24 protein-coding genes are annotated in these 24,043 nt (G+C 30.5%); 13 read left to right on the forward strand and 11 right to left on the reverse strand.

Annotated elements, in window-relative coordinates; genetic code table 11:
- Positions 1–32 precede the first annotated feature (32 nt).
- The 4 genes from RN605_RS04760 to RN605_RS04775 all read left to right on the forward strand — a co-directional run bounded on the left by RN605_RS04760 (position 33) and on the right by RN605_RS04775 (position 4,069).
- A complete protein-coding gene (locus tag RN605_RS04760) occupies positions 33–2,810 on the forward strand; it encodes a hypothetical protein (RefSeq protein ID WP_313322678.1) in 2,778 nt (925 codons plus the stop codon).
- A gap of 125 nt (positions 2,811–2,935) precedes the next feature.
- Positions 2,936–3,085: a hypothetical protein gene (locus RN605_RS04765; RefSeq protein ID WP_313322680.1), complete on the forward strand. Its 150-nt coding sequence runs from the start codon at positions 2,936–2,938 to the stop codon at positions 3,083–3,085.
- Positions 3,066–3,833 carry a sigma-70 family RNA polymerase sigma factor gene (locus RN605_RS04770; RefSeq protein WP_313322681.1) on the forward strand — a complete coding sequence of 256 codons (768 nt, stop codon included), beginning with the start codon at positions 3,066–3,068 and terminating at the stop codon, positions 3,831–3,833. Before RN605_RS04765 ends, RN605_RS04770 begins: the two co-directional genes overlap by 20 nt.
- Positions 3,830–4,069, forward strand: coding sequence for a hypothetical protein (locus RN605_RS04775; protein ID WP_313322683.1), 240 nt, complete (start codon positions 3,830–3,832; stop codon positions 4,067–4,069). The genes RN605_RS04770 and RN605_RS04775 overlap by 4 nt, the downstream gene beginning before the upstream one ends.
- Positions 4,070–4,856: 787 nt before the next feature.
- On the opposite strand, the gene RN605_RS04780 is transcribed toward RN605_RS04775, so the two are convergent.
- A complete protein-coding gene (locus tag RN605_RS04780; protein ID WP_313322685.1) occupies positions 4,857–4,988 on the reverse strand; it encodes a hypothetical protein in 132 nt (43 codons plus the stop codon).
- A 529-nt stretch (positions 4,989–5,517) separates the two neighbouring features.
- Here RN605_RS04780 and RN605_RS04785 point away from each other — a divergent pair.
- Complete coding sequence (locus RN605_RS04785) at positions 5,518–5,850, forward strand: hypothetical protein (protein ID WP_313322687.1); 333 nt, start codon at positions 5,518–5,520, stop codon at positions 5,848–5,850.
- 71 nt (positions 5,851–5,921) lie between these two features.
- Entirely contained in the window at positions 5,922–6,542 is a 621-nt protein-coding gene (locus RN605_RS04790; protein WP_313322689.1) for a recombinase family protein, read from the forward strand.
- Here the strand turns inward: RN605_RS04790 and RN605_RS04795 are convergent.
- From RN605_RS04795 to RN605_RS04825, 7 genes are all read right to left on the reverse strand, one after another.
- Positions 6,535–6,891, reverse strand: a complete 357-nt coding sequence (locus RN605_RS04795; RefSeq protein WP_313322691.1) for a hypothetical protein — start codon at positions 6,889–6,891, stop codon at positions 6,535–6,537. The two genes, RN605_RS04790 and RN605_RS04795, sit on opposite strands and share 8 nt — an antisense overlap.
- 91 nt (positions 6,892–6,982) lie before the next feature.
- On the reverse strand, positions 6,983–7,282 hold the full coding sequence (locus tag RN605_RS04800) for a hypothetical protein (RefSeq protein WP_313322692.1): 300 nt from the start codon (positions 7,280–7,282) through the stop codon (positions 6,983–6,985).
- Between the two features lie 71 nt (positions 7,283–7,353).
- Positions 7,354–7,968, reverse strand: a complete 615-nt coding sequence (locus RN605_RS04805; RefSeq protein ID WP_313322694.1) for an Abi-alpha family protein — start codon at positions 7,966–7,968, stop codon at positions 7,354–7,356.
- Positions 7,962–8,330, reverse strand: coding sequence for a hypothetical protein (locus tag RN605_RS04810; protein WP_313322696.1), 369 nt, complete (start codon positions 8,328–8,330; stop codon positions 7,962–7,964). The genes RN605_RS04805 and RN605_RS04810 overlap by 7 nt, the downstream gene beginning before the upstream one ends.
- A gap of 11 nt (positions 8,331–8,341) precedes the next feature.
- The gene (locus RN605_RS04815; protein ID WP_313322698.1) at positions 8,342–8,659 is read right to left on the reverse strand and encodes a hypothetical protein; all 318 of its coding nucleotides are present in this window, start codon (positions 8,657–8,659) and stop codon (positions 8,342–8,344) included.
- 164 nt (positions 8,660–8,823) lie between these two features.
- Complete coding sequence (locus tag RN605_RS04820; protein ID WP_313322699.1) at positions 8,824–8,994, reverse strand: hypothetical protein; 171 nt, start codon at positions 8,992–8,994, stop codon at positions 8,824–8,826.
- Positions 8,995–9,018: 24 nt separating this feature from the next.
- Positions 9,019–9,774 (reverse strand): DUF5131 family protein, encoded by a 756-nt coding sequence (locus tag RN605_RS04825; RefSeq protein ID WP_313322701.1) that lies wholly within the window; start codon positions 9,772–9,774, stop codon positions 9,019–9,021.
- 519 nt (positions 9,775–10,293) lie between these two features.
- Between RN605_RS04825 and RN605_RS04830 the strand changes: the two genes are divergently transcribed.
- Entirely contained in the window at positions 10,294–10,773 is a 480-nt protein-coding gene (locus RN605_RS04830) for a hypothetical protein (protein ID WP_313322703.1), read from the forward strand.
- Positions 10,763–10,963 carry a helix-turn-helix transcriptional regulator gene (locus tag RN605_RS04835; protein WP_313322705.1) on the forward strand — a complete coding sequence of 67 codons (201 nt, stop codon included), beginning with the start codon at positions 10,763–10,765 and terminating at the stop codon, positions 10,961–10,963. The genes RN605_RS04830 and RN605_RS04835 overlap by 11 nt, the downstream gene beginning before the upstream one ends.
- Positions 10,964–11,085: 122 nt before the next feature.
- Here the strand turns inward: RN605_RS04835 and RN605_RS04840 are convergent, their stop codons facing one another.
- A complete protein-coding gene (locus RN605_RS04840) occupies positions 11,086–11,622 on the reverse strand; it encodes a hypothetical protein (RefSeq protein ID WP_313322707.1) in 537 nt (178 codons plus the stop codon).
- 843 nt (positions 11,623–12,465) lie between these two features.
- Here RN605_RS04840 and RN605_RS04845 point away from each other — a divergent pair.
- Positions 12,466–14,199 carry an ATP-dependent nuclease gene (locus RN605_RS04845; RefSeq protein WP_313322709.1) on the forward strand — a complete coding sequence of 578 codons (1,734 nt, stop codon included), beginning with the start codon at positions 12,466–12,468 and terminating at the stop codon, positions 14,197–14,199.
- Positions 14,200–14,355: 156 nt separating this feature from the next.
- A complete protein-coding gene (locus RN605_RS04850; RefSeq protein WP_313322711.1) occupies positions 14,356–15,342 on the forward strand; it encodes a hypothetical protein in 987 nt (328 codons plus the stop codon).
- A gap of 59 nt (positions 15,343–15,401) precedes the next feature.
- On the opposite strand, the gene RN605_RS04855 is transcribed toward RN605_RS04850, so the two are convergent.
- Together RN605_RS04855 and RN605_RS04860 are read right to left on the reverse strand one after the other, a co-directional pair.
- The gene (locus tag RN605_RS04855) at positions 15,402–16,307 is read right to left on the reverse strand and encodes a patatin-like phospholipase family protein (protein WP_313322713.1); all 906 of its coding nucleotides are present in this window, start codon (positions 16,305–16,307) and stop codon (positions 15,402–15,404) included.
- Positions 16,304–18,376, reverse strand: coding sequence for a M1 family metallopeptidase (locus RN605_RS04860; protein ID WP_313322716.1), 2,073 nt, complete (start codon positions 18,374–18,376; stop codon positions 16,304–16,306). The genes RN605_RS04855 and RN605_RS04860 overlap by 4 nt, the downstream gene beginning before the upstream one ends.
- Positions 18,377–18,473: 97 nt before the next feature.
- Between RN605_RS04860 and recG the strand changes: the two genes are divergently transcribed.
- From recG to pheT, 3 genes are all read left to right on the forward strand, one after another.
- Entirely contained in the window at positions 18,474–20,582 is a 2,109-nt protein-coding gene (gene recG / locus RN605_RS04865; RefSeq protein ID WP_313322718.1) for an ATP-dependent DNA helicase RecG, read from the forward strand.
- Positions 20,583–20,592: 10 nt separating this feature from the next.
- A complete protein-coding gene (locus RN605_RS04870) occupies positions 20,593–21,456 on the forward strand; it encodes a bestrophin family protein (RefSeq protein ID WP_313322720.1) in 864 nt (287 codons plus the stop codon).
- A gap of 67 nt (positions 21,457–21,523) precedes the next feature.
- Positions 21,524–23,944: a phenylalanine--tRNA ligase subunit beta gene (gene pheT, locus RN605_RS04875; RefSeq protein ID WP_313322722.1), complete on the forward strand. Its 2,421-nt coding sequence runs from the start codon at positions 21,524–21,526 to the stop codon at positions 23,942–23,944.
- The last annotated feature ends 99 nt before the right edge of the window (positions 23,945–24,043 follow it).

Below are 24,043 nucleotides of genomic sequence, written 5' to 3' on the forward strand. Positions count from 1 at the left end.
TAACGTAAAAAAGCTAATACTATGAAATAGAAATGGCAAACAAAGTAGAATTTTTAAGCTTGGATATAGATAACCAAGCTTTAATTTCAAAAATGACACAAACAAGGGCAGAAATTGATAAATTAAAAGCTGCCCAAAAAGAATTAACCAATAGTAATCAAGCTAATTCAGATGCATATTCAAAAAATGCAGTTGAATTAACCAGATTACAATCTACATACAATACTCAAAAAAATGTAGTTACTCAATTATCAAATGCTAATAATGCATTTGCAACAGCTTCTGCTGCAATTTCATCAGCTATTGAAAAAGAAAATACATCAATTGCTGCTGCAAGGGAAAACAATAAACAGTTATTAACCTTAAGAAATCAAGTTAATGTTAATACAGTTGAAGGTCAAACAGCTTTAACTGCAATTAATGCAAAACTTGATGAAAATAATGCATTTATAAAAGCCAATGTATCGACACTCGAACAACAAAAAATTGGAATTGGTGACTACAAGAATCAAATTAAAGAAGCATTTAATGAATTAAATATCTTTAATGGTGGTATTGGTGGGTTTATCCAACGTTCAAAAGAAGCTGGTGGTGTTGGTAATCTATTAACAAATTCCTTAAAAGCGGTTAGTCAGGGTATCATTGGTATGACCCGTGCATCATTAGCATTTTTAGCTACCCCAATTGGTGCAGTAATTGGTGCTATTGGTTTAGTTCTTGGTGGTTTAATTACTTACCTAAAATCTACACAAGATGGTATTGATAAAATAACAGCTGTTACCAGACCATTACAAGCAATTTTTCAATCAATGATTGGAGTTCTTCAACAAGTTGGAAAATTCCTTTTTGAAGCATTTAGCAATCCAAAGAAAACACTTGAAGATTTAGCAGATTTTGTTAAGCAAAATTTGATTAACAGATTCACAGCGTTTGGTGAAATATTGCAAGGTATAATTGAATTGGATTTTAAAAAAGTAACCAATGGTGTTTTACAAGCTGGTACTGGTGTAGAAAACTTAACAGATAAAATTGCTGATGGTGCAAAAGCTACTGGTAAATTTTTAGATGAAGCAGCTGCAAAAGGAAAAGAAATTGATGATATAACAAAGAATATTGAAAAATCAGAAATCAATTTAAATAAAGAACGTGCAAAAACAGAAGGATTAATTAAAGCACAACAACTTATTGCAAAAGATACTTCAAGAAATATTAATGAAAGAGTTGAAGCCCAAAATGAAATTGTAAGACTTCAAACTGAAGAAGCAGAAAAAGAAGCAAACATTCTTAAATTAAAAATTCAAAAGCTTAAAATTCAACAATCATTGAATGATACAAGTAGAGAAGAAAATAAAGAATTAGCCGATTTAGAAGCACAATTAATTACCACACAACAAAAAGGTCAAGATGCACAGCTTGAAGGAATAAGAGTTACCTCAGCAGCCAGAAAAGAAGCAGCAGCACAAGCAGCACAAATTGAAAAAGATAGACAAGCAGCTGAACAAAAAGCACTTGATGCACTTATTCAAAAAAACAAAGATGAAATTGATTTATATATCCAATCACAAGGGATTAGAAAAAAATCAATGAGAGATGAAATTGCACTTGAAGAAACGTTATTGAACAAAAGATTAGAAGTTCTTAAAAAGGAATTTGAAGCAAAAAAAATAACTGAAACAAAATTTCAAGTTGAACAATTAAAACTAAAAAATGATTATGCTAAAAAACAAGCTGAACTTGTTGCAAGTAATGCAGATAAAGAATTAGAAATATTCATTTCAAATAATAAAACAAAATTAGACAATTCAATTTATACAGATGATAAATTATTTGCTGGGGAAATTGAAAGATTAAATAGAGTTTCAGAAGCAGAAGCAGAAGCTGCAACAAAAAAACTTGTAGCTGGAATAATCTCTACAGAAGAATATAATACTGCAATAAAAGCTATTGATGACAAATTTGCAGCCGATAAAGAAGCAGCAGCATTAGCAAAAGCAGAAGCAGATAAAGTTAAAAAAGCAATCGATTTAGAAAATAAACTAATTGCTGACCAAATTGAATCTGATAATGATTTTGCTTTTAGAGCAGCTGAATTAAAAAGAAATGAAGAACAAGAAATAAATGCAGCTGCAAAGACTGGTGCTAATGTTGAATTAATTAATTCAAAATATGCTGCCAAAAGAAAAGCATTGGATGAAGAAATTGCAGACTTTAAACTTAACCAAGAAATTCAATTATTAAATGGAATCAAAGGATTAGCAAATCAAAATACAATTCTATTTAAAGCAGCTGCAACAGCAGAAGTTGTATTATCAACCATTAAGAAATTCAATGAAGCAAGAAATATTGGTTTGGCTTTGGCTGCAAATCCATTGACAGCAGCACTTGCTCCAAATGCTTTCTTTCAAGCTGGTTTAATAGCTGCTGGTGGTGCTTTGCAAGTAGCAAAAATTACTGGTGTAAAATTAGCAAAAGGTAAAGTTGATATTGACGGTCCTGGTACTTCAACAAGTGATTCAATACCAGCAATGCTTTCAAAAGGTGAATCTGTTATTAATGCAAAAGCAACTGCCAAATTTAAACCATTGCTACAAAGTATTAATGATTACGGACTTAATCCAAATTTAACTTATCCATTATCTATACCATCAATTAATTCAATCTATACAAAGAACACATCAATTGATTATGATTTATTAGCCTACAAATTAGCACAAGCTAATTCAACTTTACCTACTCCAGTTGTATCTGTTCAAGATATTAACTATTCACAAAATCAAGTAAAAGTTATTGAACAAATGGCTAACTTTTAATAAAGAAAATAAAGTATGGTGTCAACTGGTATATTCTAATTGACACCATAACTTTTTTTTAAAAAAATTTCATCAAAAAGTTCACTTTTCAAAAGTTCTTGATATTTATTATTAAACACATAAATATGAAAACAAAAGAAAAAGATTTTGAACTTGAAGAAATTCGCCAAAGAGTAAAAAAACTAAAAGAAATGGCTATTAGCTTCTTAAAAGATTCCAAAAAGGATGATAACAAATCCATAAAGGAATCTGAAAATGAATCAACAATACTATAAGGAATTAAACAAGCTTAAAATCCTTTCAGATGAACAAATAAACCAATTGATTATATCATATCAAGATGGTAATAAAAGTGCCATAAATCAAATATTAGAAAGCAATTTAAAACTGGTTGTACATTATGCAAAGAAGTATTCTAAAGTAATTGCAAATATTGATGTAATTGAAATTGATGATTTAATTGGAGAAGGAAATATTGCTTTAATAAATGCGGTGGAAAAATTCAATCCAAATATGAATATCAAATTCTCATACTTTGCTTCACTCATTATTAATCAAAGAATTGTTGAATTCATTCAGGTCAATAAAAATGCAATGAAAAATGCAAATAATAAAGTTAAAACAGATAAAAAAATTAAAAGTGCAATTGATGAATTAACCCAAAAGTTTGAACAAGAAATAAAAGTAACCGATTTGAAATATATTAATGATTATTCATCAATTGAAATTGATAGATATGATAATAAAATGAATAATGAAAATGCATACCTATTCAAAACAAATGAAAGTTTATTTGATTCTGATGATGAACTATTTGATGAAGAAACAAAAAATAAATTATTAATAGCAATGAGCAAATTAAACCATAATGAACAAACTGTATTAAAATACTACTATGGAATGATGAATGAACAATTAAATATGATACAAATTGCAAAGAAACTAAAGCTATCTAAATGCAGAATTGGTCAAATTAGAATGAATGCGCTCGAAAAAATAAAAAAAATGATTAAACCAAAATGAATAAATACCAACTGCTAAAAAACAATGAAGATACTATATACCAATTTGTAAAGAATGGTATTCTATCCTATCAAATAATAAGAGATATTTCAATATTTGAAGACTTTAATAAATTGGAATCTCATAGCAATATTAAAAATGTTGAAGTAAGATATTCTTTGATTGGTGATGAATATGAACTATCATCAAAAAGAATTGAACAAATAATTCTTCAAATGCAAAAGGATATTATATAGATGAATTAATTAAAAAAATATATAAAAAAAACAAAGATTTAAAAGTTATTAACACAATTAAAAGAGTAAAATATAATCCAATAAATTAAAATCAAAAACTGACTATAACTATTTGTTTATCAATTTTTTACAAGCGACTAAATACAAGTATCACATCTACATCCAAAAACAGGGTGTTGTATATCTCAAAAAAGATACTTCTTTGCTTCTAATGTTAATAAAACAAAAAAGGGGTGTTGAATAATTCATTATATTTGTATTGTCTTCAATGAAGTAGTTGAAGTCCACAAAAAAACCAAAGCTGTAACTTTGGTTTCTTGTGTCAAACGAAGTTTAACATATTAAAATTCCTTTTATGGAAGTCTTTAAAATTTTTGCAATTGCATTTCTAATTTTAGCTTGTGCAAAAGCGGTGAAAGAGTTAAGAAAATTTTTTAACTAAACTTTCAATTTGTTATTTAAGACCCATCTGCTGGTTCAGGTGGGTTTTATTTTGTCCGCTTGTCCGAACAACAGGACAAATATATAAAATGTTTCACATTGTTATATATCTTTTATGCATTTTTTATACATTTTTGTTGTATTTAGTTTATTATTCTTATTTTATTTTTTCTCATTTTTATCTCTATTCCCTTTTCAAAAAATTTTTAATTGTATCACTATTTTTTATTTAAAAAAACATTAAAAAACATTAAAAACATAGCCAATCCGTAAATTTATTTCCCACTAAAAAAGATATGGTTTTTCTCACATTGAAATATGATTAAATAGTAGGTGGTTCACCGTGTCAATGTTTATCAGATTTCTTTTTCTTTGGTTTAAAGCTTCTATTATGATAGAAATACTTTCGTTCATCTTTGGCTTTGATTCCAATGAAAATTGCAACAATAAAAATCACAATTCCAATAACAATATCCATAAGTATAATTTTTAACTAAGATAATTATTAATAAGATTGTATTTTAATAATACTCTTAATATATTTGAATTCGATATTTCAAAAACTGGATTATTCAATTGTCTAACTAAATAACATTTGAATATGAATTTAATTGAAGGTGTTGTTTTAATCTTTAAATTTTATGCACTTGCATATTTGATTAAACAAATTGGAATATTGATTTCGATAATAAAAAAATAATCCAATACTGAATTAAAAAATTTTAAGGGGGAACATTCCCCCTTAAAACATTATTAAACTGTATGAAAATAAAGTGGTATTGTTTAGTACACTTTTAAATCAATAAAACCATTTGAAAATATTTTATAATTGTATCATAAATAAAGTATACTTTATTTGCATACATTAAATATTTATTTTATCTTTGAAGTGTTCAAAAGATAAGAACAAAAGTTATTTGAAATATTGAAATACCACCAAATAAAAAAGGGTGCTACGAACACCCTTTAAATCAGCATTTAATTCAGATGAATTAAACACAATAGATATGACAAAGATAATAAAAAATCCTTTGTATGAATCTCTGGTTCAAAGAGAATTCAACCCAGCTGAAACGCTGCAAGTAATTCAACACAATAAACCAGTTTACTGGAGTTGGGGAGTTGAAAAGTTAGTTAACTATTATGATAAGGGTTTAATACTTATTGTAAATGGTCACCATCATAAGGGAGTGTTATTAATAACATTAGCTTGGAATGATACTTATAGTTTTCATCTTATCAAAGATGGTAAACTAAAAGAAACCGTTACAGATGTTTATTTTGATGAACTTCAAGAACGGATTGATAAAAAAATTGAATATATAGAATCTTATAAATAATTAATCAAGTAGTTTGAATTGAGTGCTGATACTGGTGGTTGTTTCAATATATAATCTTAAATCATAACAAAATGAAAGCAAGGTATATAAGAATCTCAAGTGGAACACAATCTACACTTAGACAATTAGCAAAACAACACCCAGAAGAAAAACTATTTATTGACGTTATTAGCGGTTCAATTCCATTTGTTGAAAGACCACAAGCAAAAGAATTATTTTGGAATTGTGTAAACAATAATGTTGAATCAATATCTGTTTCATCTGTAGATAGATTAGGTAGAAATGCATTTGATATACAACAAACAATTGATTACTTAAACCATAAGAAGATTAATTTAATCATTGATAATCTTGGTATATCATCATTTGTTAATGGTAAACCAAATTCAATATTTAAAATGATTACTGATGTACTTGCAAACGTTGCACAAATGGAACGTGATTCAATTAGAGAACGTCAAGCAGAAGGTATTGCAATAGCAAAAGCACAAGGTAAGTTTAGTGGCAAAAGAAATAAACCATCAATGAGTGATGCTGATATTATAGCCAAGTATAAAGAGGTTGCAAAGGAATTGAAAGCTGGTAAGAATAGCTTAAGGAAAATTGCAAAGATTGCAGATGTTAGTTTGGGAACAGTCCAAAAGGTTAAAGAAGCAATGGATAATATATCAAAAGAAAAGGGGGTTAATTAACCCCCTCTTTTATTCTTAATGGAATTCTAACTTCAAGTTCAATCAAATATTTATTACCATTCTCTGGAAATTCACTTGAACCACCACCAGACAATAACAATTCATAATCAAAGTGTTTATACATTTCAGGATTTTCTTCAATAACAGTTATGAATTCATCCAAAATTAAATTCTCATTTTCATTAACAATCTTAACAGCTTCATCTAAAGTCATTAATACTTGTGGTGTAAATGATACATTAATTACACGGTAATCATTGTAATCTGAAATCAATTCAAGCTTGGATAAATCATCCAAATAATTAATAACAAACTTGTGGTTATTAATCATAAATTCTTTTGCATTCATAACATATGTTTTTTGGTTATACATTACAAAGATAAATATTATCTATCGGTTCAATCTAAACTATAAGAAATATTTATTAACATTAATTGCTTTATTTTCTGAATAACATAAATTCGTATTCTTTATATGTATCATAAATATGTTGTTCATCTGGTTTTGTATTAGTATGTAAAACAGTATCTAATTCAATATTGTTTTTCATTAAATAAGAATTGAATCCTTTATATATTTCTTCTAATGATGAATCAGCTAATTTATCATCATCAAGTGCGTTTTGATTTCCAAAAACACCAATGTAAATTGAATGCCTATCATTCAACATCTGTTTGAAAACTATTAAAGAAACGGGAACTACATTTCCCCCTTTTGTAGCATTAAATTTAAATGTCATATTTTGGTTTATTAGTTATTTAAAAGTATTATTTCTTTTATGAATTTGTCAAAACTCATTTAAATAAAAGTTCAAGTTCTTGTACAACTATTGTAAAATTCAATTCCTAATGGTGTGATTTTAATGTTATGATTTTTGGGGAATGCTGATATTATTTTCATTTCAAATTTAGTTTGTAATCTTGTATTATCTTTAATTACAATTTCGGCTATTCCAAGTCTGATTAAGTTTGATTTTACAATACCATCTATTTTTAAACCCCAAAGAACTGTACCTTTAGTTGAATTTAATTTTTCAATGACTTCTAATTCTTCACTTGATAATTGGCTAAGTATATATGGGAAAATAGTTGAACTTAAATTCTTCTTTGTGTCAACATAGTTTGCTAAAAGATTAGCCCATTTTTCTTGAAGATTTTCATCATCTTCAAGGGATGCGTATTCTAACAATGGAAAAAGTGTTTTAACAGAAATTTGTTTAATAGATATATTATTAGATTTACATATACTTTGTGCTTTAGAAAGCATTTTGATTTGATTTTTTAATCTAAATATCCTAATCTTATCACCTAATAAAAGACCAGTTTCTTCAAGTGTTGAACCAACTAATTTTTCAACAAAATCTTTTACTAAATCAATTCCTTTTTCTATGGCAGTTGAGGTAATATCTAACTTATTATTTAACATTTATTTTTTGTATTAATTGAAATATTTAAGTATCTGGTTGCCTTTATAAATTTATGACTTTCAATATTGTTTGAATCAAGAGTTACTGTAAAACTTTCATCAAATTTCAACGGAATATTAAAGTGTTTATATAATTCTTTATTACTTTCAATAATATGTTTCACTTTATCCATTATATCATTTTCAAATTCTTTAAATACGTTTACAAAATCTTCTTTAAATGATGGATAAAGTGGTTCATATTGAATTTTGATTAAATCTTTTAAATCACTTGTGCTTATATCACCAATTGAAGTTAAATCTGTTTGATAAGTAATTGATAATTTATGAGGTGCTGTATTAACTTCTATTATTCCAATCATTGAATATTTTTTTAATTGTTAAATTTAAACTCAACATAACAATCAGTATCATTTGTATTAGTAAAATATATATCAGCACCTTTATTTGAAGCTAATAAAATGAACGTATTCCAAAATGATTGCTTATCATTTGAATCAAATAGAGTTGTGAATTTGACAACATCAATTACATCTTCAATACTTAATTTAGGAATTGAATAACTCATTTTAGTATATATATCATTACCAATTGTATTGGCTGTAATTTGGTCTATGGCAATAACACAATGTTTTTTATTTTCAAGAATTGACCATAAATCATTTGCTTTTAATTTTTCAAAATTTAACATAACTATATAATTTATTGATGATAAAGGTAAAAAAAAGGAAAATATTTTTTTCTACTTTTTTCTGGTTATATTTTTATAAAATCAAAACACAAAAAAGCAATTCTTTAAGGTAGTTAATTCTGGAATTAAATAGTGTATAATTCCAGAATCACATACCAATAATTTTATTTAACTTCGATTTTATCCCACATAATACTTCCATCAGTTTCATTTTCAATTTTCTTAATTACAGATTTGAAAAGTTTGTGATAATCCTCTGCCATATCACTTTTTATAAATTCATTCAGGATGAATTTTAAATCATTTGCTTGTTTGTTTGTTAATGTAATTTTCATAATTTATTCTCTTTTTATTTTAAATTAATGATGGAATTCAGGGAATTCTCGAACTAATAAATCATCTGGTATTAATTGAACTTTATCAATTTGTTTAAAGAAATATGGAACTCTTTTTTCTTTACATATATTCCTTAAAGTTCTCCCCCAATCACTATCAAATTTTCTTTTATGATGTCCGCTTTCACCACCTTGGATAACCCAATCAATACCATTTAAATCAATATTTCTTATTTGTTCAAGTTGAGGTTCAACTGATAGGAATTTATAACCGTTAACGGCTTGTAATTGTTTAATTAAAGTCTTTGATGTTTTTTCACATACTGGTGAAGTTCCAAACATTACATTTTTTGGTGGGTTTGATTTCCAAGCTTTAGGAATCATTTTATTAATGTTGCTTGGTCTTTTAGTGAGAAGTAGAAAAATGAGATTTGGACAATTAGGAATAACTTCATTAAAGAAGAAATCACGTTTATCACCAGTTGAATTAAAATCGTTTGCAACCTCAACCTCTTTGGACTTTTCGAATATGTCCATCATTGAACCAACAAACACCCTGAACTTAGTATTAAGTTGTTCAGCTTGTTTTTGATATTTAAAAATATCTGTAAAAGTTGATTTGATTAATCTTCTTGAATTGTTATCACCCCAAACTTTATGACCATATCGGTTTGATAAAGATTCTGCATAACAATTATCACATCCTTGGTGTACTTTAGTACATCCCCACCAAAGATTAGCGGTGTGATGTGTCCATTCAATTTTGCTGTTTTTTGCCATTCATAATAATTAAAGTTAATGATGAACCTTGTGTTCATCTTTGGAATCACTCAACCTTCTACAGATGAATTATCAAATACTTTAATTATAAGAACAGTAAAAAAAGAAATCGGGTTTTATATCCCGATTATTTTTGCAAATATACCCATTTATTGAATTGGTGACAAGTATTATACTTAAGAAAAAATCAATAAATAAATTTCTTACACTATTGTTTAAGTGTATAATGTTGATTTTGAATTAATTAAAAAATATTTTTCATACCTACCATTAAATTATTGTTATTTCAACAGTAATGGTTGTAGCTTCTACCCCAAAAACGGCACTTCCAAAAACTTTTACTAGCATGGACTAAATTTTAATTAAAAATAAAAAAATAATTACAATAACTAATATTTCTTACTAAAATAAGTGAAAAGAGCAATAAAAAGTAAAGCAAAATAAACTTTATGTAAAGTTTACTTGTCTATTTGTAAAATAAAATATACTTTTGACGCATAATCATTAATCTTTAAATACATGAAAACAAAATTTTTATTTCCAAATCGGTTCAAATGGTTGGGTTGGTTGCTGTTTATTCCTGCCTTTTTATTTTCAATTTCTATTTCTCTATTCGATATAAATATTGATCAAGTATGGAGAATTAAAGTTTTTGCTTTTTCTGATACATTTATTTTAAATTCAAAAAGGTATTTTACTTGGATTGAAAATGGAGTTTTAGACGAAGTATTGTTATTTTGCCTTGTCATTGGCGGCATTCTAATTGGCTTTTCAAAACTTAAAATGGAAGATGAATTTACAAACAAAATTAGATATGAAAGTTTGGTTTGGGCTACTTATTTAAATTATGGACTAATTTTATTTTTTACAATATTCATATATGGTTTATCATATCTAAATGTATTAATTTATAATACTTTCACGCTGTTGTTTTTCTTTATACTGCGTTTCCATTACATGATTTACAAACTCAATAAAACGACTAACGATGACGAATAATTTAAAAGTTTTAAGAGCAATAAAAAACATTTCTCAAGAAGAACTGGCAAAACAAATTGAAGTGAGTCGTCAAACCATTAATGCCATGGAGAAAGGAAAATATGTACCATCAACCGTTTTGGCACTCAAACTGGCGCGCTTTTTTGAAAAACCAGTAGAAGAAATATTTACTTTAGAAGAGGAAGATTAAGTAAAACCCTTTGTACTCGTAGTTTCAATCATCCATCAAAAAACGATACCTCATCAGTATCAAAAAACAAAACCCTTTCAGGTCGACTTCTAAAAGGGTTTTTCCTTGCAATAAACACGCGTTTAGGCAGCCATTAGTTTCTGTGCGATACTCAAAGGCGATACACTCACCGAATTGATTGCATAGACATAAAAATAGTACACTACCCCAACTTTTAAGCCACTGAACACCTTTCTTTTCGATTTGTTCAAATCATAACGCACCGATGGTCCACCTTCTGGCATAACCAATTGGCCGTTGATGATGCTTACCCCATCCAGCTCTTTGCCTTCTACACAGATGCAACCATAGTTTACCACACCATAATTGTTTAGCGGAGCTATGTTAACAATAATTTCGCCTGCGTTTTCCGAACGCTTGATAGTACAGCTGGTTGGATTTTCTAAAGGTTGTGCTGGCTGATAGGCTTCTTTAGTAGGTTCAAACCCGCTCAACACAATTTTAGACGCATCACCCAAAGCTACCGAATTAACATAAGCCGCCAAAGCATTAAGCATAGCCATCATGACATTGAACGCAACGTCAAAATCGGTTTTTTTAGAAGGACCATATTTGTCATACTCTACAAAGGTGTTGATAAATGTGGTTTTAATGGCCACAAACTCCGCCTCCGTGTAAGGTGGTGTAACAAAGATGCCCGCATTTTGATACAATCCTCCAAGGATTAACTCGGCAAAAGTGTCTAAACCCGTAAACGTGTATTGCCGAAAATTTAATTTACAAACTTGAATCTTCATAAATTATAAATATTAGTTAGAAATATGTGAGAAAACCTCTTCTCTCACTTCAACTATATAACGTAAAGCATATTGCATTTATTGTATAAAATTTTAAAAAAAAGTAAAAAAAACTCAAAAATTTAACATTTAAGGTCAAAACTTGGAGCTGTCAGGTCAAAACTCGGAGCTTGGAGGTTAAAACTTTGACCTAAAACCCAAAAAAATGTTGATTCTTACCCAAGAAACAACTTTTCTTAGGTGTCCAACAACTTTTTTACCCCGCGCAACAACTTTTCTTGGGTGTCCAACAACTTTTTTTACCCTCGCAACAACTTTTTTTACCCTCGCAACAACATTTTTTAGCCTCCCAACAACTTTTTTTACCCTCCCAACAACATTTTTTGGGTGTCCAACAACTTTTTTTACCCTCGCAACAACATTTCTTAGCCTCCCAACAACTTTTTTTACCCTCGCAACAACTTTTTTTGGGCGTCCAGCAACTTTTTTTTAACCCTTTGCGCCGATAATTTGGCTTGAAACAGCAATTATTTTATATGCGTAATTGAAAAAAGGGGGATTTCCCGTAAAAAAAAGGGGGATTTCCCCCTTTTTTATGATAAAGGGATTGATTAGATTTGGAAATAAATACAAAAGTTATATCAACTTGTGTATACTTATCAGTTATGAAATATATTGCTTTATAAATCCAATAAAAAATTATACATGAAATTATTAGAAATTTCGGTAAAAAACTTTCGTTCAATAGCCGGAGACAATGTAAAACTATCCTTAGACAACTCAGATATTATTTTTATTTTTGGGCAAAATAATGCAGGAAAATCTTCTTTATTGACAGCATATGAATATCTTATTACACCAAAACAAAAAGCATTACTTAGTGACTTCTTAGGTTTTACTACTGCAATCCCTATAGAAATTTCCGCAATCTTTCTTAAAGATCATGGAGATGATAATATTTTTAATAAAAAGGGGTTTGACAAATGGGTTGATGGAGAAAATAAAATCCGATTTAGAAAAACTTGGGTTAACTTAGAAGATGAAGGTCAAAAGGAAACCTATGATCCAGCGACAGGGGAATATGTTACAAACGGTTTTGGAGGTTTAGAGCAACATTTTACAAAAGAAGCACCAACACCTGTGAGAATCCCAGCTCTTCCTACGTACGCAGACTTAACTAAATTTATAAAAGACACAGTTCAAAAAAAAGTACTTAAAAGCCTAAAAGATGAAGAAGCAGAAGCATATCAAAAAGTTATAAATGAAATCGAAACGCTTCATAAAAAATTATTGTCTAAAGAAAGTTTGGCACAAACTAGTCTACAAGCAAACAATCAATTTCAAAAAATTTTTCCTGATTTAACTTTGGAAATAAGTCAAGTTGAAGGATCCTCATTTGATTTTACAGCTTCTTTAGAAAAAGAATTTTCAGTAGTTATTCGGGATTCAAAATATCCTAACGCAAAACAAGATGTTCAAAATCATGGGCATGGAGTAATTCGTCAAACCTTGTTCAATTTTCTCGGTGTTGTAAAAAATGAGTTACCATCTCCTGACGAAGCATCAAACAGAAAAGATTATTTAATTCTTTTTGAAGAACCAGAAATATACTTACACCCAAAGGCAATTAATTTGTTGCGAAAAGTACTCTATGATTTATGTTCAAATTCTTGTTTTCAAATAATATGTGCGTCTCACAGTCCAACATTAATTGACATATCAAAACCTCATACTTCTTTAGTTAGGATGGTTAGAACAAAAGAGAATAAAACATTTCTTTACCAAGTCGGAGATAACCTATTTGGGTCAACAGACGAACAAAAAAATATGGTTCAAATGATTAATAGGTTTGATCCAAACATTTGTTCATCTTTTTTTGCAGATGAAGTTGTACTTGTGGAAGGAGATACAGAAACAATTGTGGTAAGAGAGTTACTGGCAAATAAATATCCTCAAAAAGATATTTTCGTTACTAACACAGGATCAAAAAATAATATTCCTTTCTTTCAGAAGATTTTTTCTCATTTCAATATTAAGCAACACATTATTCACGATAGTGATACTAGATTTGTTTATGAAATAAAAAAAACTGATGATGTTCTTAATTACCAACCTATATTAAATAAGGATCAAAGTAAACGCAAAAATTCTGCTTGGACTTTAAATGAAGAAATTTGGAAAGAAATTGAATTCGCAAACCAAAAAAGCCCTGGTTTATCACAACGATATGTTTCAATTTATAATTTTGAAGTGGCTAACAAATATTCTCACGACTCAGAAAAAGGAAAACCCCTTTCAGCTTACGAATACGTCAAAGGAATTGATTTGATAGAAAAACCATCTATTCTTGAATTTGTGAATGAAATTTGCGGCGCCCAAGAACGCAAAACATTTTATACACAGGATGAAATTGAAAAGTTGGTAAAAGAGCCTGAATAAAAAAGTGCTCATAAAAGTTGTTTATACTTTAGATGAACTAAATATTTCCAAAATACTAAAAACACTATAATTTCTTATTATATTTATTTTTAAATTGCCGCTAAGGCTTACAGCCAAGAATTGTTGGCAGTAATTACCCATACAAACTCTAAAAAAATGGAACAAAACGATTTTCTAAAAAAATACAATATTGAAAGTAGCAATTTCAAAAATACTGGATTAACTTGGTCTGAACTGCAAATTATTCACGATGATTATATTGAAAGTATTCCTAAGCTTGAGTCTTCTGCTATATATATCTTTAATAGATTAATGAAAACACCAAATGTACATTCAGTAAGGTATAGAATTAAAGATGCAGAGCATGTAATTGAAAAAATTATCCGCAAGAAAATAAAAACTCCAAAACTTGATATAAACTTAACCAATTATAAAATTCAAATTACCGATTTGATTGGTTTAAGGGCATTACATTTATTTAAAGAAGATTGGCTTTCAATACATGAAATGATAACCTCAAGTTGGGATTTAAAAGAAACACCTGTAGCAAATTATCGTGAGGGAGATTCTTCTGATTATAAAAAGAAATTTGAAGAACTTGGATGTGAAGTTAAAGAACATCCTTTTGGTTATCGTTCAGTACATTATATAATTGAAACTAAACCCGATAAAACAAAATATTTTGCAGAAATACAAGTAAGGACAATTTTTGAAGAAGCTTGGAGTGAAATTGACCACACGATTAGATATCCTTATGATCAAAACAATCCAATATTTGGTCAATTTTTAATGATTTTAAACAGACTTGCTGGGAGCGCAGATGAAATGGGTACTTTTATACAATTTCTTAAGCACGATTTAGAAAAAAGGGAAAATCATCATAAGCAAGCAATAATTGAAAAAGATTTGGTTATTAAGGAACTTGAAGATAAAATCAAAAATCTTAAAATAGAAAAACCAGATTTACAATTTTTAACCGATAGCTTGGACAAATTAAAATTACAGCCTGTCGAGTTTGATAATTTTAAAAATCTTGACCTATCGTTTTTAGATAATCTCAATTATAAGTGGCAAGATTATACAGAATTCGCACCAATAAAGCAGAGATACAGAATAAAGAAAAAGGAAAATCCTAAAAAGTAACTGCTGTCTAAAGCTGTTTGACGTAATAGCTCCTTTGTTTTTCTAAAAAAATACTGAACCTACTGCACATTATCACTCATTAACTCGCTTTTGTTCTGCGCATAATCATAGCCTTGCTGCCACCATGCTTTCATTTTGTCTTTGTTAAAAATCAACGCATTGTCGGTGAGTTGCGTAGGCGTATAATAGAGATTGAGTTTTACGTTTTTGTTTTTGGCGGCAAGTTTTCCAATAGTAATGTTTTGTTTTTCAACCTGGGTGAGCAGTATTTGAAACAAATCAATCATTAGTGTAAAAGGGTTTCTACTGATGGTTTTGGGTTTTACCTGCACTTCGGTTTCCAGCACTATGACATCTACTTCGGTAGCACCACGATTAATGGCTTCGCGAATAGGCACCAAGCTCGAAAAGCCGCCATCGCCATAATCAAACCCGTTCTTGGTAACCAAACTCATAAACGGAATGTAATTGCAGGAAATCCAAATCCACTCGCAAAAATCATCGTATTCAAAATCGTCAATCGACTTATACTCTACTTCATTCTTGGAAAGATTAGTAACCGTCACAATAACATCGCAAGCCGATTGTTGCAGTTCGAGAAACTCTGCTTTGGTAAAACTTTCTTTGATATAGTCTAACAGGTTATTGCTTTCGCCAAAGGTTCGTTTTTTATTAATAAACTGCTTGATAACCGTCATGTGATTGATGGTTACTAGTTCTCTATCGGTGTTTTTATGTTTTACAATAAACGGACTGAGATTGAAAATTCGGCGCATATTGACATTGGAATAAATATCATGAATCTTTTGAACCTTGCCCAACGCCAAGTGCGGAATAAGCAAACTGCCCGTTGAACTGCCAATTAAAATGTCGTATTTATGTCCGTGTTCTTGGAGTAAATATTGCGCCACGCCACCCGCAAAGGCACCTTTACTTCCACCGCCCGAAATCACTAAAGCTCTCATGGTTTTTCGTTTAAAAGTTTTTGCAAATTGGTTTTTTCGGCATCTTGCAATGCGTCCAAAAGATTTTCAAATTGTTTTCTGTTGCTATCCGTAGCCAGCAAACTCCTGATTTTATCGCGCGCATATTTAGAAACCTGCCATTTGTGATGCGTGGTAGCATTGACCAAGTTTTGATACAAGGCATCCACCGTTACATTCATGGCAAACAAACTGGTAAACGCATTGAGACGAACACTGCTTTCAAAGGTTGGCGAAGTATACTGCAACAATTCCTCAAAATACGCCGTTTTTTCTTCATAACCCAATGCTTCATTTTCGAGTGCAAAGGTTAGGTACATAATGCGTAAACTTTTATCGTTGCCGCCTGTCCAGTTTTTGGCTTTTTCTAAATAAACGTTTCTATCGGCTGGAAAGTTCTTCCACAAATTCATAAAAGCAATTTCCTTGGTTTCATAGGAAGCATCATCAAGCAAGGTTTCGTAATCTGCTTTAAATTGCTCTGGAATGTCTTTGGTAAACTCTGCCACGGCTTGGCGCACTTTGACATCGCCAGTTTGCATTGCCAATTGTACTAACTCTTTTTTATCCTCAAAAGGCACTTCTCTGATTTGATATAAAATCTCCGCTTTAACGGGATAGTACGCATCCGATTTTAGCAATTCTATGAACTTAGCTTTGTTTTCGGCTACTGATTTTCTTCTTAGTTGTTGTGCTTCAAAAAGTGAAACGATAAAGCTATTTTTCTTCAACAACGAATTGGCAACTTCCATTTGAAAACGATAATCTTCGAGCCACATTTTCTTGAAACTTTCGGTATCAAAGGTTGGCGCTTCTTTTTTTATTTCTGCCAAAAACTCATCGGTTTCAACGTTTTTAAATTTGTATTTATTCAGATAACATTTCACCGCTTTTTGAAACGCTTTAGCTCCAATAGACTCGCGAATGAAATGCAAAGCCCAAGCGCCTTTTTGGTAAAAAGACAACGAACTTGCTTTTTCATTCATCACCGGAATGGTATCGGTTTTGGCAGCATTGCGTAGTTGCAACGACGACCTGTATAATTGATGGTAAAAATAATCTTCGCCAAAAACTTCGCTCTCCGCCAACAAAGCATAATAGGTAGCAAAACCTTCCTGCAACCAATGATGTTTCCCAGATTTGGCAGTAACTAAATCGCCAAACCATTGATGTGCCAACTCGTGTGCGTTGACATTGACATAATTTCTGTCGTTAAAACCAATGTTGTCCACCACAAAATCTTGCGAAAAAATGGTACAGCTAGTGTTTTCCATTCCGGCATACAGAAAATCTTCCACCGGAACTTGCTTGTACAATTTCCAAGGATACTTCACTCCTATTTCTTTTTCAAAGAAGTCGAATATTTGTTTGGAGTAACGATAGGTTGGTTCAAACTTGGCGGTATCTTTGGGTTGAATAAAAAACTGCAACGGAATTCCCGACTTTGACGGAATGGCTTTGTTGTAAAAATCGCCAATGGCAACAGCCAACAAATAAGAACTCATGGGTTTCTTCATTTCATAATACCATTTCTTGGTATTTCCGGAAGTGTAAGCGGTTTTTAAAAATCCGTTAGCAATAACATTGTATTTTTTGTCGAAAGAAATATTCAGATTGAAAATTACCTTTTCGTTCACATCGTCAAAACTCGGAAACCAATGGCTGGTGTACTTTCCTTGACCTTGTGTCCAGATTTGTAAATTGTCTTCAACTCCGGTGAAATACATGGTTTGCTTCGGGAACGCTTCGTAATTAAACGTCACGTTGTTTTTACCTTTTTTAAAACCTTCAAACAGATTGAGTGTTTTACCCGAATTACCAAACTTCACCTCTTTATTGTTGATTTTTACCGAAGTGAAACTCATTTTTTGAGCATCAATTTTAATGGTATCTATCGATTCTTTTACTTCAAAAACATACTGAACCGAACCAGAAACTTTTCGTTCAGAATAGTTTATAGCAAGATTTCCTTTGGCCGTTTTAAAGTCAACTTTTTGGGTTTGTTGCGCAAAAGTAAAAGCACTTAGTAATAGTAAAAAAAGTATTCGCATTAGTAGTAATAATAGATTACGAATATAATGATTTTCGAGTTAGGTCATTTTCAAATCTTCAAATTAAAAACTATCTTCGCTCTACTTATTTCTGAAAATGTCAAATTCACTTCTTCAAACTCCGATAGAATATCTAAAAGGCGTTGGTCCGCAACGTGGTGAATTGTTGCGAAAAGAAATTGGTATTCATAAATATGAAGATTTAGTCAATTTTTTCCCCAATCGATACATCGACAGAACGCGTTATTACAAAATCAATGAGTTGAATAATAACGTTGCCGAAGTTCAGATTATTGGGAAAATTATCCATATCAAAACGGTTGAATTTGGCAAAGCCAAAAAAAGATTGGTTGCCACTTTTGTGGACGATACTGGCGAAATGGAATTGGTTTGGTTTCAAGGTCAAAAATGGATTAGAGAAAGTTTGAAGCTTAATATTCCGTATGTGATTTTTGGAAAAGTAACCAATTTCAATGGTCAATACAATATGGCGCATCCTGAAATGGAATTGTTTACAGAGCATGAAAAAAGTTTGCGTTCTGCCATGCAACCTATTTATCCATCAACTGAAAAGCTGACTAACAAAGGAATTTCAAACCGAGTTGTTGTAAAAATCATGCAGCAATTATTCATTGAAACGCAAGCACGATTTGCAGAAACATTGCCCAACGCCATTTTAGAAGAATTGAAATTAATTCCGAAAAATGCGGCGCTGTTCAATATACATTTTCCAAAAAGTCCTGAACTGTTAGCCAAAGCGCAATTCCGGTTAAAATTTGAAGAATTGTTCTTTATTCAATTGCAATTAATCACTAAAAACCTGGTTCGAAAGCATAAAATAAAAGGACATCCTTTTACAATTGTTGGTAATCATTTTAATAATTTTTATGAAAATCATTTGCCGTTTGAATTGACGAATGCACAAAAAAAAGTGTTGAAAGAAATCCGTAATGATTTAGGAAGCAATGCACAAATGAACCGCTTATTACAAGGCGATGTTGGTTCAGGAAAAACAATAGTAGCCTTAATGGCTATGTTGATTGCATTAGACAATGGGTTTCAAAGTTGCTTGATGGCACCAACGGAAATTTTAGCTACACAACATTACAACGGACTAACCGAATTAGCAAAAGATTTAAACATCAACATTAAAATTTTAACTGGCTCAACTAAAACTTCCGAACGAAAAATTATTCACGAAGAATTGGAAAACGGTAGTCTACATATATTGATTGGAACCCATGCTTTACTGGAAGATAAAGTACAATTTGATAATTTAGGGTTGGCCATTATTGATGAACAACATCGTTTTGGTGTTGAACAAAGAAGTAAACTCTGGAAGAAAAACGATATTCCTCCGCATATTTTGGTAATGACAGCTACACCTATTCCTAGAACGTTAGCCATGAGTTTGTATGGCGATTTAGATGTTTCGGTAATTGATGAATTGCCACCGGGAAGAAAACCCATTCAAACGGTTCATCGCTATGACAGTAACCGATTAAAGGTTTGGAAATTCATTAAAGATGAAATTGAAAAAGGCAGACAAATTTATATTGTTTATCCATTAATTCAGGAAAGTGAAACCATGGATTACAAGGATTTGATGGATGGTTATGAAAGTATTTCCAGAGATTTTCCTTTACCAAAATATTCCATTTCCATTGTTCACGGCAAAATGAAACCTGCTGATAAAGAAGCCGAAATGAAACGTTTTTCGGAAGGCAAAACCAATATAATGGTAGCCACAACGGTGATTGAAGTTGGTGTCAATGTTCCTAATGCTAGTGTGATGATTATTGAAAGTGCCGAACGATTTGGGTTATCGCAGTTGCATCAATTACGTGGTCGTGTTGGTCGTGGTGCCGAACAAAGTTATTGCATCTTGATGACGTCGCACAAACTTTCTAACGATAGTAAAATACGCTTAGAAACCATGTGTAAAACAAATGATGGCTTTGAAATTGCCGAAGTAGATTTGAAGCTTCGCGGTCCAGGTGACATTATGGGAAAACAACAAAGCGGCGTTTTAAATCTTCAAATTGCAGATTTGGTAAAAGACAAAGACATTTTGATTTTGGCAAGAAATAAAGCCATTGATTTGCTAAAAAAAGATCCTTCGATGAGTTTACCCGAACATCAAACTATGAAAACTGTATTTTTGGAACTTTCAAAAAAGAAAAATATTTGGAATTATATTAGTTAAAAAATTAAAAATGGTACAATACAACCCAAAAGACTGGATTACTTTTATTTTCAGATTTCACAAATCGGATACATTTAGACAATTATTACCAATGATGTTTGTTATTGGTTTATACACTTTTACCATTTGTTTTTTTGAAATCGAATATTGGAAATTAGCTGAAAATAGCCATGTGAAAAACATTTCAATCATGCATGGATTATTGAGTTTTGTAATTTCATTATTGCTTGCCTACAGAACCAATACTGCCTATGAACGTTGGTGGGAAGGCAGAAAACTTTGGGGTGCTTTGGTAAACAACAGCCGTAATTTGGCTTTGAAACTTAGCGCCATTCTAAAATCTGATAAAGACAAAGACTTTTTTAAAAAAATCATTCCAAGTTATGCAGAAATTTTATCAAAATATCTTTCCAATGAAGATGTGAGCAAAATGCTTTTTGATGATTTAGATTTAGATATTGACCATACTAAACATCAACCTAATCAAGTGGCAAAACGTATTTTTCAAAAAATAAACGATTTGTATTTGGAAGGAAAAATTTCAGGCGACCAATTGATTATAATTAATGCCGAAGTACAATCGTTTACCGATATTTGCGGCGCTTGCGAAAGAATAAAAAACACTCCTATTCCTTATTCTTACAGTGCTTTTATCAAAAAATTTATCTTTTTCTACATCATGACTTTGCCTTTTGGTTATGCTTTTACGTTGGGTTATTACAGTATTCCTGTGGTTGTTTTTACTTTTTATGTTTTGGCAAGTTTAGAATTAATTGCCGAAGAAATTGAAGATCCTTTTGGTAAAGATGCTAATGATTTACCAACCAAAAAAATTGCTTCAAACATTAAAAAACATGTTGAAGAATTGTTATAATAATTGACTTTTCGGATTGTTATATTTTTTGAATATGACTATCTTTGCGACCTTATAAAAATAGAAAATGAAGATTTCATATAATTGGTTAAAACAATTTATCAAAATAGATTTAAAATCTGAAGAAACAGCGGCAATCTTAACAGATTTAGGACTTGAAGTAGAAACCGTTGAAAAATTTCAATCCATTCCTGGCGGATTAGAAGGTGTAGTTGTTGGTCACGTTTTAAGTTGTGAAAAACATCCTGATGCTGATAGATTGAAAATCACAAAAGTAGATTTAGGCGATGGAAATCCGGTTCAAATTGTTTGTGGAGCAAGTAATGTTGCTGCCGGACAAAAAGTTCCTGTAGCAACTATTGGAACCAAACTTTTTGATAAAGAAGGTGTTGCATTTGAAATCAAAAAAGGTAAAATTCGTGGACAGGAAAGTCACGGAATGATTTGTGCCGAAGACGAACTTGGCTTAGGAACTAGTCATGATGGTATTATGGTTTTAGATGAAAAACTAAAACCAGGAACGCCATGTGCTAAAGTTTTTAATATAGAAAATGATGAAGTATTTGAAATCGGATTAACACCAAATCGTGCTGATGCGATGTCACACTTTGGAGTTGCAAGAGATTTGCGCGCAAGTTTACTTCAAAAAAACTCAAACATTGAATTAATCACACCGTCAGTAAGTACTTTTAGAATTGATAAAAGAACATTAAAAATTGACGTTGACGTAAAAGACAACAAATTAGCACCAAGATATTGTGGTGTAACCATTTCTGGTATTAATGTGAAAGCTTCTCCTGAATGGCTTCAAAATAGATTAAAAGCTATTGGTTTGACGCCAAAAAACAATATTGTTGACGTTACCAATTATATTCTTCATGATTTAGGGCAACCGCTTCATGCTTTTGACGCTTCAAAAATCAACGGAAAAGTTATTGTTAAAACAGTAACCGCTGGAACAAAATTTACCACTTTAGATGATGTTGAAAGAACGTTGCATGAAGAAGATTTAATGATTTGTGATGAAAAAGGACCGCTTTGTATTGCAGGTGTTTTTGGCGGAAAAAATTCTGGAGTTACGGAAACAACCAATTCTATTTTCTTAGAAAGTGCATATTTTAATCCGGTTAGCATTCGTAAATCAGCAAAAAGACATGGATTAAATACCGATGCTTCTTTCCGATTTGAAAGAGGAATTGACCCAAATATTACTGAATTTGCTCTGAAACGTGCTGCACTTTTAATCAAAGAAGTTGCTGGTGGCGAAATCACTTCAGACATTGTTGATATTTATCCTAAGAAAATTGAAGATTTTGCTGTTTTCTTGAGTTTTGATAAAACGGCTAAATTAATTGGTCAAGAGTTACCAAAAGAAACTATCAAGAAAATTTTGGCTTCATTAGATATTAAAATTAACAGTATTTCTGACGCTGGATTAGGATTAACTATTCCTTCTTATCGCGTTGATGTTCAACGTGAAATAGATGTTATTGAAGAAATTCTTAGAGTTTATGGTTACAACAATATTAATTTTACCAAAAAAATTAATGCTACAGTAAGTAATTCACCTAGAACCGAAGATTACAAAGTTCAAAATATAGTTGCCTCACAATTGAATTCTTTCGGTTTTCATGAAATGATGGCAAACTCTTTGACTACAATTGATTATATTGGCTTATCTTCAATGCTAAAGGAAGAATTTAATGTTTCAATGTTGAATCCTTTGAGTAATGATTTGGCTTCAATGCGTCAATCGATGTTGTTTTCTGGTTTAGAAGCTGTTTCCTATAATATAAACAGACGAAAAGGCGATTTAAAATTATTTGAATTTGGTAAAACGTATCACAAATTACCATCAGGATATGATGAACCAAAACATTTAACTCTTTTTACAACAGGAAATGATACCAATGAAAGTTGGACAAACAAACAAAAACCATCCGATTTTTTCTTGTTCAAAGGTTATGTTACATCAATTTTAGATAGACTAGGATTGCAAAAAACAAAAAATATTCCAACTGAAAACGATGTTTTTGGCGAAGGAATTGCTGTAGCCTATGGAAACGATACTTTAGTAGAATTTGGAACGGTTAAAAAATCAATTTTAAAACATTTTGACATCAAACAAGAAGTTTTTTATGCAGATTTCAACTGGAATTTGATGTTAAAACTTATTGGTGGAAAAATTAAGTTTACTGATATTCCAAAATATCCTGAAGTTCGTAGAGATTTAGCGCTTTTGGTTGATACAAATGTATCCTATGATTCTATATATAACATTGCGAGACAAACTGAAAAATCATTATTAAAAGATGTCAATTTGTTTGATGTTTACGAAGGAAAAAATCTCCCAGAAGGAAAGAAATCATATGCTGTGAGTTTTATTCTTCAAGACAGTTCAAAAACTTTAACTGATGAACAAATTGATAAAATAATGAACAAACTTCAAAAGAATTTAGAAAATGAACTTGGTGCAAGTTTAAGATAATAACTAAATGCCTCACAATTGTGAGGCATTTTTTTTGAACAAATGTTAAACCTTCATATTGAATAAATTATATTAAAAAAATGCTTTAATTTAGTATTA

Source organism: Flavobacterium sp. PMTSA4 (genome assembly GCF_032098525.1).
GTDB lineage: Bacteria > Bacteroidota > Bacteroidia > Flavobacteriales > Flavobacteriaceae > Flavobacterium > Flavobacterium capsici.

What these genes read in the sequence shown, in the direction of transcription:
- RN605_RS04760 (WP_313322678.1), top strand. Translation starts at nt 33, where the DNA reads ATGGCAAACAAAGTAGAATTTTTAAGCTTGGATATAGATAACCAAGCT.
- RN605_RS04765 (WP_313322680.1), top strand. Translation starts at nt 2,936, where the DNA reads ATGAAAACAAAAGAAAAAGATTTTGAACTTGAAGAAATTCGCCAAAGA.
- RN605_RS04770 (WP_313322681.1), top strand. Translation starts at nt 3,066, where the DNA reads ATGAATCAACAATACTATAAGGAATTAAACAAGCTTAAAATCCTTTCA.
- RN605_RS04775 (WP_313322683.1), top strand. Translation starts at nt 3,830, where the DNA reads ATGAATAAATACCAACTGCTAAAAAACAATGAAGATACTATATACCAA.
- RN605_RS04780 (WP_313322685.1), bottom strand. Translation starts at nt 4,988, where the DNA reads ATGGATATTGTTATTGGAATTGTGATTTTTATTGTTGCAATTTTCATT.
- RN605_RS04785 (WP_313322687.1), top strand. Translation starts at nt 5,518, where the DNA reads ATGACAAAGATAATAAAAAATCCTTTGTATGAATCTCTGGTTCAAAGA.
- RN605_RS04790 (WP_313322689.1), top strand. Translation starts at nt 5,922, where the DNA reads ATGAAAGCAAGGTATATAAGAATCTCAAGTGGAACACAATCTACACTT.
- RN605_RS04795 (WP_313322691.1), bottom strand. Translation starts at nt 6,891, where the DNA reads ATGAATGCAAAAGAATTTATGATTAATAACCACAAGTTTGTTATTAAT.
- RN605_RS04800 (WP_313322692.1), bottom strand. Translation starts at nt 7,282, where the DNA reads ATGACATTTAAATTTAATGCTACAAAAGGGGGAAATGTAGTTCCCGTT.
- RN605_RS04805 (WP_313322694.1), bottom strand. Translation starts at nt 7,968, where the DNA reads ATGTTAAATAATAAGTTAGATATTACCTCAACTGCCATAGAAAAAGGA.
- RN605_RS04810 (WP_313322696.1), bottom strand. Translation starts at nt 8,330, where the DNA reads ATGATTGGAATAATAGAAGTTAATACAGCACCTCATAAATTATCAATT.
- RN605_RS04815 (WP_313322698.1), bottom strand. Translation starts at nt 8,659, where the DNA reads ATGTTAAATTTTGAAAAATTAAAAGCAAATGATTTATGGTCAATTCTT.
- RN605_RS04820 (WP_313322699.1), bottom strand. Translation starts at nt 8,994, where the DNA reads ATGAAAATTACATTAACAAACAAACAAGCAAATGATTTAAAATTCATC.
- RN605_RS04825 (WP_313322701.1), bottom strand. Translation starts at nt 9,774, where the DNA reads ATGGCAAAAAACAGCAAAATTGAATGGACACATCACACCGCTAATCTT.
- RN605_RS04830 (WP_313322703.1), top strand. Translation starts at nt 10,294, where the DNA reads ATGAAAACAAAATTTTTATTTCCAAATCGGTTCAAATGGTTGGGTTGG.
- RN605_RS04835 (WP_313322705.1), top strand. Translation starts at nt 10,763, where the DNA reads ATGACGAATAATTTAAAAGTTTTAAGAGCAATAAAAAACATTTCTCAA.
- RN605_RS04845 (WP_313322709.1), top strand. Translation starts at nt 12,466, where the DNA reads ATGAAATTATTAGAAATTTCGGTAAAAAACTTTCGTTCAATAGCCGGA.
- RN605_RS04850 (WP_313322711.1), top strand. Translation starts at nt 14,356, where the DNA reads ATGGAACAAAACGATTTTCTAAAAAAATACAATATTGAAAGTAGCAAT.
- RN605_RS04855 (WP_313322713.1), bottom strand. Translation starts at nt 16,307, where the DNA reads ATGAGAGCTTTAGTGATTTCGGGCGGTGGAAGTAAAGGTGCCTTTGCG.
- RN605_RS04860 (WP_313322716.1), bottom strand. Translation starts at nt 18,376, where the DNA reads ATGCGAATACTTTTTTTACTATTACTAAGTGCTTTTACTTTTGCGCAA.
- recG (WP_313322718.1), top strand. Translation starts at nt 18,474, where the DNA reads ATGTCAAATTCACTTCTTCAAACTCCGATAGAATATCTAAAAGGCGTT.
- RN605_RS04870 (WP_313322720.1), top strand. Translation starts at nt 20,593, where the DNA reads ATGGTACAATACAACCCAAAAGACTGGATTACTTTTATTTTCAGATTT.
- pheT (WP_313322722.1), top strand. Translation starts at nt 21,524, where the DNA reads ATGAAGATTTCATATAATTGGTTAAAACAATTTATCAAAATAGATTTA.